Annotated in this window: 9 protein-coding genes; 2 read left to right on the forward strand and 7 right to left on the reverse strand. The window is 43.8% G+C overall.

Going from position 1 to position 11567, the window contains the following annotated elements; genetic code table 11:
* Positions 1-32 precede the first annotated feature (32 nt).
* On the forward strand, positions 33-1742 hold the full coding sequence (locus U2P89_RS09845; RefSeq protein WP_322191292.1) for a lytic transglycosylase domain-containing protein: 1710 nt from the start codon (positions 33-35) through the stop codon (positions 1740-1742).
* Here U2P89_RS09845 and U2P89_RS09850 read toward each other — a convergent pair whose 3' ends face one another.
* Positions 1743-4013, reverse strand: a complete 2271-nt coding sequence (locus tag U2P89_RS09850) for a trypsin-like serine protease (RefSeq protein WP_322191293.1) — start codon at positions 4011-4013, stop codon at positions 1743-1745.
* Between the two features lie 149 nt (positions 4014-4162).
* Here U2P89_RS09850 and U2P89_RS09855 point away from each other — a divergent pair, with 149 nt between their 5' ends.
* Complete coding sequence (locus tag U2P89_RS09855) at positions 4163-4930, forward strand: TIGR02757 family protein (RefSeq protein WP_091906176.1); 768 nt, start codon at positions 4163-4165, stop codon at positions 4928-4930.
* A 35-nt stretch (positions 4931-4965) separates the two neighbouring features.
* Here the strand turns inward: U2P89_RS09855 and U2P89_RS09860 are convergent, their stop codons facing one another.
* The 6 genes from U2P89_RS09860 to U2P89_RS09885 form a co-directional block, all read right to left on the reverse strand.
* Positions 4966-6048, reverse strand: a complete 1083-nt coding sequence (locus U2P89_RS09860) for an AI-2E family transporter (protein ID WP_092026978.1) — start codon at positions 6046-6048, stop codon at positions 4966-4968.
* A protein-coding gene (gene prfB, locus U2P89_RS09865; RefSeq protein ID WP_322191294.1) for a peptide chain release factor 2 occupies positions 6048-7161 on the reverse strand; the annotation gives its coding sequence in 2 pieces (ribosomal slippage) (positions 6048-7097 and positions 7099-7161; 1113 coding nt in all). Before prfB ends, U2P89_RS09860 begins: the two co-directional genes overlap by 1 nt.
* Before the next feature lie 179 nt (positions 7162-7340).
* On the reverse strand, positions 7341-8303 hold the full coding sequence (locus U2P89_RS09870; RefSeq protein ID WP_322191295.1) for a C40 family peptidase: 963 nt from the start codon (positions 8301-8303) through the stop codon (positions 7341-7343).
* 124 nt (positions 8304-8427) lie between these two features.
* A complete protein-coding gene (locus U2P89_RS09875) occupies positions 8428-9033 on the reverse strand; it encodes an HAD family phosphatase (RefSeq protein WP_322191296.1) in 606 nt (201 codons plus the stop codon).
* The gene (locus U2P89_RS09880; RefSeq protein ID WP_322191297.1) at positions 9005-10099 is read right to left on the reverse strand and encodes a glycoside hydrolase family 5 protein; all 1095 of its coding nucleotides are present in this window, start codon (positions 10097-10099) and stop codon (positions 9005-9007) included. The genes U2P89_RS09875 and U2P89_RS09880 overlap by 29 nt, the downstream gene beginning before the upstream one ends.
* A gap of 65 nt (positions 10100-10164) precedes the next feature.
* Positions 10165-11490 carry a glycosyl hydrolase gene (locus U2P89_RS09885; protein WP_322191298.1) on the reverse strand — a complete coding sequence of 442 codons (1326 nt, stop codon included), beginning with the start codon at positions 11488-11490 and terminating at the stop codon, positions 10165-10167.
* Between the last annotated feature and the right edge of the window lie 77 nt (positions 11491-11567).

An 11567-nucleotide genomic window follows, 5' to 3' on the forward strand; every position in this document is an offset into this window, starting at 1 on the left:
GCTCATCCCTCCCGGATGGGCAATTTATTGGTATGAAGAGGACTATTTTAATTGGATTGATAACTGTATGGACTGTATTGGGGCTTATAGCTCAGAATACTCTGCCGGAAAATTCACCGGAGACTTTGTCTACCAGTGTGGATACCATTCAGGATAATGCAATTGTTTATCCGGAAAGTATGACGGAAAAACTAAGTGACCTGTTACGTAATTGGCAACTCGATCTGTCGAATGCAGAGATTGATTGTAAAAGGGGACAGAATGTGGTCTTTCATGACTCAGTCTATATTAAAAAACTTCATAATTTACCTTCGGAGATGGAGCTCTCATTCAATAGTGTGGTGAAGAATTACATAGAGATGTATGCCGTACGAAAAAGAGAGCAGGTGAGTTATATGCTGGCGCTGGGCGACTACTACTTTCCGATGTTTGAGCAAGCGTTGGACAGACACGGACTTCCGTTGGAACTAAAATATCTTCCTGTAATTGAATCAGCGCTCAATCCTGTGGCTGTGTCCCGTGTCGGGGCCACGGGGTTGTGGCAGTTTATGCTACGCACAGGAAAAGGCTACGGATTGGAGGTAAACAGCCTCGTGGATGAAAGGCGCGATCCTTATAAATCGACTGATGCCGCCGTACGTTACCTCAAAGATCTGTATGCTATTTATGGGGACTGGAATTTAGTAATTGCGGCCTATAACTGCGGGCCGGGGAATGTGAACAAGGCGATTGCCCGGAGCGGAGGTAAACGCGATTATTGGGAGATCTACTATCGTCTGCCGCGAGAAACAAGAGGATATGTACCCGCCTTTATCGCTGCCAACTATATTATGAATTACTATGCAGATCATAACATCTGCCCTGCACACTCTTCATCCCTGACAGCTGCGCTCGATACGGTACAGGTGAATGAGAGGATACATCTGGAGCAAATTGCAGGAGTACTGGATATCCCATTGGGCGAGTTACAGCGGTTGAACCCCCAATTCAAACGGGATGTGATACCGGGTGATTTTAGAGCGCATGCGTTGGTACTGCCTACGGAAAAGATGTATGCATTTATTGATAAAAACGATACCATTATTAATTATGATAAGGAGCGGTATTTTACGCACAGGGCTAATACCGACGGTTTTCTGGATGGTTCGGTTTCATCGGTATCGGGAAATACAACCAATGTCTATTATCGGGTAAAAAAAGGGGATAATCTTTCGACTATTGCCAGAAGGCATGGTACGACCGTTGACTTGATCAAATCCTGGAATGGGCTTAGTTCCAACAGGCTCAATATCGGAAAACAGTTGATCGTGGGGAAAAAAGCAGTGGCACCCCAGGCAACGACAGAGAAACAGCTGGCACAAGCTGTTACTGACAATCCCGATGGAAAAACCCAGACAGTCAATCAGTATTATCGGGTCAGGAAAGGTGATACACTCGGAGATATCGCACGGAAAAACGGTATTCAGGTGGCACAGCTTCAATCATGGAACGGATTGAATTCTTCCCGGATCGGCATCGGAGATCAGTTGATTATCGGAAAAAAAGTAGTACCCATTGTCCAAGAGCCGGAGTCCGAAAAAGAGGATTACAACCGTACCGAAGTATCGGGTGGAAGCAATATTATTTCGTCTTATCTGAAAGATCAGATTGAGAAAAAAGTAGGAGAGAACAAATTGCCGGATGAACCGGAAACTGTTTCCGGAATAGAAGAAGAGATATCTGTGGAATTGGAAGATAAGTAATTAGGTCACCAATACTTTTTTTGCAGAGACAGTCCCATCAACGGTTTTAACCCGCACTATATAAACTCCTTTCGGAAGATGGGTTGACGAATAGGAGCCTCTGTTTATACTGATATCAATGGTCTCATGATGGATTTTTATCCCTGATGAATAGAAAATTTCCCATTCGACCAAATCATAGTTTGATTCGATAAATATCCGTTTCACTTCACTGGAATGGTAGACAACCAATTTGAATTGTTCTTTTTCCGGTTCTACTGAGGTGGAGGTATTACCTATAACATAGGGTGCTATCAGTAAAGTGGTATTGATGGGATTCTCAATGTTTTCCGACGATTTTACCCATCCCGAAGCATTTTTCATCCATGCCGTGGAAACGATCCCGGAACCGACCCTTCTGGCTTCTGCACTAAATGCCGAAAAACCGGCCGGTATCCCGTTGGCATCGGAATAGGAAATATAAAATGTCCTTGAAACAGATACAGGTTCATTAAAGCGGATATAATTCTCTATATTGTAGAGCATATTGCGAGAGCTGACCGGAAAGTCTGTATTATTGAAATATCTGTAGCTATAATTGTAGGGCTGTTCGTAAAGAAGCCGTTCAGGCCCATTCTCTCCGGAGTAAACCTTTATTCTGATGTTCATACTCGAAATACTGCTAACAGGGGGGGATGAGACAAACACTCCCCGCAACTCTACTCCGTCTCCGGCATAGAACTGCTCAGCAAATTCGGTGTATCCAAAAGTATTGTTAGTGGCAAATAGAGGGATCCGTTGAAATAGATAACTTACAGCCTTGTCTTCGGGTTTAAAATTGTGGCTTTTAGTGAAAGGTTGTTGTGAATAGGGAGTGAAACCTTCCAATTGCATAACTTGTGATTCCTCCGGATCAAGATAATGGCTGATCGGGTTCGGGTTGTCGAGTGATCCTTGTACATCCCAGAATTTGAAAAGAGATGCATAAGAATCCGGACCTCTGGGCGATGAACACATCGACGCCCCTCCGGTAAGCGTACCCAATACCCTTTTTTCCCTGTCGATGAGTGGCGAACCCGAGGATCCCCCTTCGGTGGCTCCGGTATCCCATGCCCCTACTTCCCAAAAGGAGTTGGGTTCAGCCTGGTAATTATTGGGAAGAGTAAACGAGCCGAGGCGTGGCCGGTCTTCGTCTATTGCTACTTTCTTGATCCCTCCGTTGGGGTGGTGCAGGCCGTGGAACGGTGCTGAAGGAGAAGAGCCGGCATTCCATCCCAGATAATAGGGTTGGTATTCTGCCGGAGGGATCTCTTTCAATCTGAGCAGGGAGATATCATGCCTTTCGCTGATCAGTACCGAATCGGCCGAAGCCATGGTCATCTGTAACGGGCCGCGGATATCGGTATCGCACAACGGTGAATTGTAATTGAAAAAGGCGACGATACTGCCGGCAACGATGTCATATCTTCTGTTGGCCAGGAAGCCGGGGTTGTAATTGCTATTCAGGCAGTGGGTGGCCGTCAGCAGGTAGGGTGTACCATCTTCTGCCGTATTATTCACAAGAGAGCCGGTACAATAGGTTGTTCCGTTGATGATCAGTCCCACTACGCCACTTCCGGGTTGGATATCCTCCGGGTAGCAAATCAGGTTGGGATGGCAATCCTGCTGCGGGTCTCTCATCTCAGTGGCCCTGAAGAAGATCCCCAGGAAATCGTGATTTACTTCACCTACCTCGACCTCACCGTTGAATACCGCATCCAGCGGTTCCTGATATTCCACGATTAATTCATCGCCCCCGACAGGCTGTACGGGAAGCATGTTTAGTTCTGTATTGTTTTTTTCGGTATATGAACCTAAGATCTCCGACTGGTCGGAGTTATACACGAACAATTGTGCCCCCGGGGGTAACCTGAATTTTGAAAAAAGAATATTCAATGAGTAAGCACCTTTTGAACGAATCCCCACACGCCACACCTTCATTTTGCCGGTAACAAAGCCAATACCTGAATTGTCGGGACGAAGGAACGGATAAAATTTGTGGGCAAACTCTAAGCTTTTGAGGTTTGTCTGATCCTGCTGGGACTGCCGTAATGCTGCCGTCACATCGAATGACGGCATCTCTACGAAGAGATCTGTGGCCGGTTCTATAGATCTTGCCCCCATCCCGGCGTGAAGCGGAAGGGGTTTACCTCCGTAACTGATCTGCCCCGAAACCGTATGGAAGAGGAAACAGAAAACAAATAGAAGACTGCTCTTCAGTATAGGCTGGAAAGAGGAGGGTACACTTCTCATGAATAGGAATTAATTTCAATGTTTTATTTCTTCTTTTGTAATTGAAGAAATAATTGCAAATGTAAGGTTTTTTAAGGAATAGGCGTAATTTTGTACTAAATTATTTGTGTAAGAAAGTGGAGTAAGTAACAGGAATGATATTTAATCGTATGAAGAGTTTTTTGGATGAGAAAGTAGATCGATATAACAATATTTCATTTATTGAAAATGATCCGATATCTGTTCCTCACCTGTTTTCCGGCAGACAAGACCGTGAAATCATGGGTTTCTTTGCTGCTATACTGGCGTGGGGTCAACGAAAAACGATTATCGCCAAATGCGGTGAACTGGTGCAACGGTTCGGAGGCGAGCCTTATCGTTTTATTATGGAGCATGGAGATGATGACCTGAGAGGTTTGTTTGGATTTACGCATCGTACCTTCAACGATACTGATTTACTCTACTTTGTGAATTTTCTGCATCGGCATTATTCACATTATCCTACATTAGAGGAGGCGTTTCTGGACGGAGGCGTTTTTCATTCGGTAGAAGACTCACTGATCCGGTTCGAACGGCTTTTTTTTGATTTTCCTGACGCACCGTATCGTACCCGCAAACATGTGGCAACTCCTCTTCGCAATTCAGCATGCAAGAGGATCAATATGTTTTTGCGTTGGATGGTGAGAAGTGATGGAAAAGGAGTGGATTTCGGTATCTGGAAACGTATTCCTCAAAGTGCGCTGATTTGTCCTATTGATCTCCATGTAGACAGGACGGCACGTCGACTGCAATTAATTACCAGAAAACAGACCGATTGGAAAACTGCGCTGGAACTGACCGAAAACCTCCGCCTCCTGGATCCTGCTGATCCGGTGAAATATGACTTTGCCCTTTTCGGGTTGTCGTTAGAAAATAAATGGGTAAAGCATGGAAACTAAAATAATAAGGATTGTGGCATACTAAAGGATGCAGCTTACTTTGCCGCTCTTTTTCGGAAAAGAATACCCCCTTTCCCGTCTTCTTTTGTAGTAATACGGGGTTGTGCAGTCGAACCGGAAATAAAGTCGTGACGATACATATTAAAGAAAAGCAATAACAAAGAGATCAGCAGCGGACCAAAAATAATCCCCCAGAATCCAAACATGGCAAGCCCCATGATCACACCAAAGAAAGTGATCAACGGATGGATATTAGCCAGCCTTTTTTGCAGTACGAACCGGAGGATGGTATCGGATCCCCCTATGATAAGTAGCCCGTAGCAAAGTAGTAATACCCCTCTTACTATATCACCTTGAGTCAGTGCTGAAATACCGATCGGTACCCATACCAGCGAAGTGCCTACCACAGGGATGATGGTGGTACAAGCTACTAAAACGGCATATACAAGCGGATTGCTTACTCCGAAGGAGAGATACCCTATATAGGCCAGTATCCCTTGTGTGATGGCAACTACCGGTATACCAATGGCATTTGCCTGGATAATAGATTTTGTCTCCTCCCGGAGAATGCGCTTGTTCTTCTCACTGAATGGGAGTATCTCATGGGTAATATTCTCCAATGATTGATAGCTTACCAGCATAAAATAAAGCAGGAAAATGGCGATGACCCCGTTGATGACCATAGCACTTAACCCTGAAACGAGTGACTGCATGATGGAAGACCCTGCACGGGGTACGAACGAAAGATTTTCGGGAGTGAACAAGGTGATCCCAATACGTTCCTCAACGATGTCAGAGAACTCTCTCATGCTTTTTATGATCTGTGCAGGATCAATACTTATTCCTGAGATAGTGTCAACAGCAAGAAACCCGAAGCCAGTGAGCGGGATCAGAATAAATATCGTGGTCCCAAGTACAATGACTGAAGCGCTCACCCCTTTTCTCCAGTTATGTTTCTCCACCAGTCTCACCATCAATCCTCTCAGGAGAATAAAAAGTGTGAAAGCACCGAAAAATCCTCCCAGATAGGGGTGTAGCTCTTTGAAAATAATAATTGACAAGAGCAGGATCAACCCTAAAAGGACAAAACGATGATATCGGTTCTTTCTGTCTGGCATTATGCTTCGTCTCCAAATTGCATTAGATAGGCTTTGATAAACTCATCCAGATCACCGTCCATTACTCCAGTCACATCTGATGTCTGGTAGTTGGTGCGGTGGTCTTTTACACGGCGATCATCGAATACATAACTGCGGATCTGGGATCCCCATTCGATCTTCTTTTTACCAGCTTCAATAGCTGCCTGTGCTGCACGGCGTTTCTCCAGTTCTATTTCGTAAAGCTGCGACTTAAGTAAACGCAGGGCATTCTCCCGATTTCCCATTTGCGAACGGCTCTCGGTATTTTCAATTACAATTTCCTGCTCTTCTCCGGTGTCAGGATCTTTATACTGGTAGTGTAGTCGTACGCCGGTTTCCACCTTATTTACATTTTGTCCACCGGCTCCGGACGAACGGAAAGTGTCCCAACTCAGGTTGGCGGGATTCACCTCTATCTCGATGGAGTCGTCAACCAATGGTACGACAAACACCGAAGCGAATGAGGTCATCCGTTTCCCCTGCGCATTGAAAGGGGATACGCGTACCAGCCTGTGCACCCCGTTCTCACTTTTCAGGAATCCGTAAGCCAGATCGCCCTCCACCTGCAGGGTCGCTGTCTTTATGCCGGCATCATCGCCATCCTGCCAATTGGTAACAGTAGTCTTGTAGTTCTTGCTTTCACACCAGCGCTGATACATACGGAAAAGCATAGAAGCCCAGTCCTGGCTCTCCGTGCCGCCTGCACCTGCATTGATCTTTAATACTGCTCCCAGTTGATCTTCCTCACGACGAAGCATATTTTTCAACTCCAGGTCTTCGATCAGTCGAAGCACATGTTTGTAGTTGGCATCTATCTCCTCTTCCGAAACAATTCCTTCTTTGGCGAAGTCGAATGCCAACTGTAGCTCCTCGGCAGCCGACTTTACCTCCTGGTAGGCATTGATCCAGTATTTCAGTTCACGCACTACCTTCATCTGCTGTTCGGCGGCTTTGGCGTCGTTCCAGAAATCGGGTGATTGAGTCCTTAATTCTTCTTCTTCTAATTGGATACGCTTTGCATCGATGTCAAAGATACCCCCTCAGCGCGTTCTCGCGCTCCAACACATCTTTTAGTTGGTCTGTCGTTATCATAATTATATTTTATTTTATACTTTTTATATTGTTGATTTCCTTGTTTTTCTTACGCTTACTCCGTATAATGGAATAATCGATTCTGTAATGAGCCACAAAAATACATAAAAGATGCCGGAATTCCATTAAGATATGGAAATTCGCACATGGCAGGGTGGCTTTATGGTGTACTGTTCAGGTTAATTGGTATGGACAAGTAGGGACTCTCCAGGTTTTAATACAGTTTTCAGGTGCGGGTTCCATACTTTCAGTTGTTCTACGGTACATCCGTATATCCGGGAGATAGAGTAGAGTGTTTCGCCCATTTGTACCGTATGGTTTTTAGTATTAGTAGGGGCGGAAATTATAGCATTCTCTTCTTCTCTCAGCACCATGTCGCTTTTTGTCCGTTGAACCTTATCTTCTCTTTGCCCTTTTCCGTTTGTTGATGTGAGGGGAGGATTTTTCAGGGGATCAGTCTGTACAAGTATAGATTCGCGGCCGGAATAATTTCCGGTCTGTATGGTCGTTATTGCGGGTTCATCTGTTTCGCGAGGTGTTATCTCCGGGATATTTGGTTGTACCGGTTCTTTATTTGTTGCTGTAAGTTGTTTTTTATTTACTTGTGGATTACGCCGTGTCACATATGATGCATTTTCCTCCAGGATTCTCCCTCCTCGTAAATAGCGCGATGCGTAATATGGTTCTGTAGAGGAGGAGATAATCACTCCGCTGGTGGTGGAAGAATGGATGAATTTAAATTGTCCGTTAGGGAATGCTTCCGTCACTATTCCTACATGTCCGACTCTCCCGTTCTTTCTGTTTCCTTCAAAAAAAACAAGATCACCCTTTCGAAGATCCTCTCGTCTGGCGATAGTGGGGATTTGGCGGTCCTGTCCGGCTGAACTGGGATCTAATCTGTATCCGAATTTTCTGAACACAAAGGAGGTATAACCTGAACAATCGAAGGAATTAGGGCCTTTCCCTGCATACCGGTAAGGTTTACCGAGGTACTGCCTTCCATATTGGATGATATCGTCCTGTAAAGTTGTAGATGTTTTGCTACTGGAGACAGTGGTTCTTCCCGCACCGCAGGAGGCCAGGATAAAAGTTATAATTGCAAGAGAAACGACTTTTAACCAGCCGTTATTCCTGTATGACATAGTAAACACGCTGTATAGTAACATATATAGACCGCAAAAATAGGTAAAATCGTTGTTGTAGCGAGTATACTTCTTATTTTTTAACAACAGGGTGTGCGGCTAGGGATACTCCAGGCAAAATATATTACAGGATAGCTCTCGCTTTCAACACTTCTTCCAAATTTACTCCATCCACTATATGAATCGTTTGGAATCCCAGCTGTTGTGCAGTCTTGATATTCGCATAATTGTCATCGATAAACAGAGATTCCCCGGCTTGTATCCCATAACGTTCCAGCAAAATGCGATAGAGTTGCGGATCGGGCTTTATTATCTTTTCCGCACCTGAAACAACCATCCCATCCAGATCCTTGAAAAAATCGTAGCGTTCCATGGCAATAGGGATCGTTTCAGCCGACCAATTGGTAAGCCCGTATACGTTATATTTCTCTTTCAGCGGTTTAATCAGTTTTACATTCTCTTCGATAATGCCTCCCAGCATCTCATCCCATCGACCGTAATACATCGCTATTTCTTTACGATACTCAGGGTATTGTTCCTGTAAGACCCTGGTGCCCTCTGCCAGGGAGCGCCCGGCATCTTGCAGCACATTCCATTCATAGCGGCACACATGTTCCAGGAAATAATTCATATCCTCTTCTTTATCAAAAATTTCCTGGTAGAGATAGATGGGATTCCAATCGATCAGTACCCCACCGAAGTCAAAGATAATGTTCTTTAATGGTTTCATTATTATTTTTTTTAATAGGATTTTTAAGCAGGGCATCTACCAATTCGGTACGATATGTACCTGTGCTCGGATCAAAAATACCGAAACTTCCATTCCATTCCCAGTATGCCCAACTGAACCCCTGTTGTTCGACCCAACGCGCCAGATATTGTGTCCATCGGATTCGTGAATCCATATCGGCTCGTGAAAACGCCCCGAATTCTCCGATAAGGACGGGAATATTTTTCTCTTTGGCTATCTGTTTTGCTAACCTGAAATCTTCCTGTATCGCCTTACGTTCTTCTTCCGTATCTCTCCAGGTAGTTCCCAGCCACGCTTCGGAGCTTTCTACCCACTCTGCAGCCTGATGGGTAAATTGGAAAGGATTATAATAATGGATAGTAAGGATAAGGTTCGGATCGTCGGGGATGTCGAGCTTTTGTAATGCATTGACTCCGCCCCATTCGGCTACACCCAATAGCACACAGCGTCTGGAATTGCTTTCACGGATCACCTGCAAGGCATCTTTCGAATAATGGTTCCATAGATCGGCTGTCAGATTATCGTGCGGTTCATTCATAATCTCGAAGAGCAAGCTGTCGGGATACTCTTTGAAATAATCGGCAATCTGTTGCCATTGCGACAGGAAACGTTCTTTCTGTCCTGCCGGATCGGCATAGAGCGCGTCATGATGGTGCATGTTGATAATGATATGCAGCCTGTTTTTCAATGCTTCATCCACAACCGATTGAATGGTTTTCATAAACTCTGGATAAATAGTATAAGGGCTGGAAGATATACTTCGGTCTTCCCTTTCCCATCGAATAGGAATTCGTACGTGGCTGAAGCCGAGATCGGCTATGCGTTGCAAATCCTGTGAGTCAAAGGGTGATTGCCATGAAGGCATTGCTTCAAAGGTATTGCCGATATTCATTCCCCGGCCCAACCGTTTGTTTATTTCATGAGCCGTCGCCCACGATGGTTCTTTTTCCGAATCGGGATTCTCCGATCCTTTAGAGTTGGCATTAATACAATTCAACAGCGCAAGTAAAAGCACCGGAAAGAGGGATAGGTAAATCTTTTTCATTTTAAAAAAATAGAATTTTAAGTTTCTTCCTGTCAGTTGTATTTATATTGGTATCCCAAAGATATTTATTTTTTTATTTCAATAATCAGAGGATGATTTGTGAGTAATAAGGACATACTATTTGCTTTATTCAATATTTTAATTGGTGAAACACCTACAGTGGGATTGTATATTTTTACCGTTTTATGTTGTTTACCGAACTTCACGGTAACACTGTCCGTTCCCCCCGCGAATCGTTCACCCCACAACACAAGGTAAAAATGTCCATCGCTTTTTTGTAATAGTAAATCATGTGTGGTCTCAGGTTGATCGGAAATAGTATAATCCAATGCACCTGATTTTGAAACAGATTTATTATCTGCTAAAATCGTTGTAAAATTATGTAAATAATGAGCAGCTTGCTTAGGTTGATTATCCAGCGTATAAAAAGCGAATGCTTCATGATCCGGTTCATTTGCCCGCCCCTTTAATAAGTAAATAGCTGTATGTTTCCAACCTCGTTTATATTGAGATAGATATAAATTTAAATACAAACGAGCTTGAATTTCTTCTGTTACTCCTTCTTTTTCATTCATGGCATATCCTGTTTCTGTAGTAACGCGAGGTAAAGTTTTTAATTTATCTTCCGGATAACCGGGAAATTTTTTTGCCCAGGTCAAACCATAATTGGCATATAATCCGTCAACAGGGCAATCTTTCGTGGGCGAAGCACTTAGCCATGTTTGATTATCGTGTAAGCCGGACCAACTCGGATGCACTATGTAATTGTGACAATTAGCATAATCGGCATATTGCGTTCCGGCAGGCATCAGTGTATTTGCACTTTCGGGAATAATTAAAAATTGTAATCCTGTATTATCCGTTTGCGCACCACTTTCACTGATTGCCCAAACAGGATAATCTTTTAAAATAGAATCTTCTTTCACGGCCTTATAAAGATCCCTGTGCAAATTGGCGATAGGTATCCATGAATTTCTTCCGCCACCTTTTTCACCCTGATAGGTTATTTCCCAATTATTTGGCTCATTCGCGCCTTCGATGGCAAGCAAAGCGCCTGCCTCTGCCAATTGCCTCGACTCTGTAATAAGTCTATCAATATTATTCCCTCCGCTGAGTAATCCAAAACTTAAAAGCACATTTGTTTGGCGGTGCAACCGGATAAAATCTTCAACCGGTACATCGTCTTCATAGCCTACACGCAACCATCTCAGTCCGGTATATTTTACATTTTCAATAGTTTCATTCAAATTTTCGCCTCTACGTGAAACAGATGAACAAGCTCCTAAGCTGTTTAAAAAATCATTGGCGCTTATTGCTTTTGTTCCTTGTGCCTCAACCTCTACACACAAAAGAACAAATAAAGAGAATAAAATGAATATTTTTCGTTTCATATGACCGGCATTATCGTCACTTCTTATTTCCAAAAATAATGGAATTATATTATTTCACAAAATTTTTCACTTTGAAA

Origin of the sequence: Proteiniphilum sp. (genome assembly GCF_034331125.1) — a bacterium.
Taxonomy (GTDB): Bacteria; Bacteroidota; Bacteroidia; order Bacteroidales; family Dysgonomonadaceae; genus Proteiniphilum; species Proteiniphilum saccharofermentans.

Excerpts from the sequence above, each read along its gene's own strand:
- U2P89_RS09845 (WP_322191292.1), top strand. The coding sequence starts at position 33 with ATGAAGAGGACTATTTTAATTGGATTGATAACTGTATGGACTGTATTG.
- U2P89_RS09850 (WP_322191293.1), bottom strand. The coding sequence starts at position 4,013 with ATGAGAAGTGTACCCTCCTCTTTCCAGCCTATACTGAAGAGCAGTCTT.
- U2P89_RS09855 (WP_091906176.1), top strand. The coding sequence starts at position 4,163 with ATGAAGAGTTTTTTGGATGAGAAAGTAGATCGATATAACAATATTTCA.
- U2P89_RS09860 (WP_092026978.1), bottom strand. The coding sequence starts at position 6,048 with ATGCCAGACAGAAAGAACCGATATCATCGTTTTGTCCTTTTAGGGTTG.
- U2P89_RS09870 (WP_322191295.1), bottom strand. The coding sequence starts at position 8,303 with ATGTCATACAGGAATAACGGCTGGTTAAAAGTCGTTTCTCTTGCAATT.
- U2P89_RS09875 (WP_322191296.1), bottom strand. The coding sequence starts at position 9,033 with ATGAAACCATTAAAGAACATTATCTTTGACTTCGGTGGGGTACTGATC.
- U2P89_RS09880 (WP_322191297.1), bottom strand. The coding sequence starts at position 10,099 with ATGAAAAAGATTTACCTATCCCTCTTTCCGGTGCTTTTACTTGCGCTG.
- U2P89_RS09885 (WP_322191298.1), bottom strand. The coding sequence starts at position 11,490 with ATGAAACGAAAAATATTCATTTTATTCTCTTTATTTGTTCTTTTGTGT.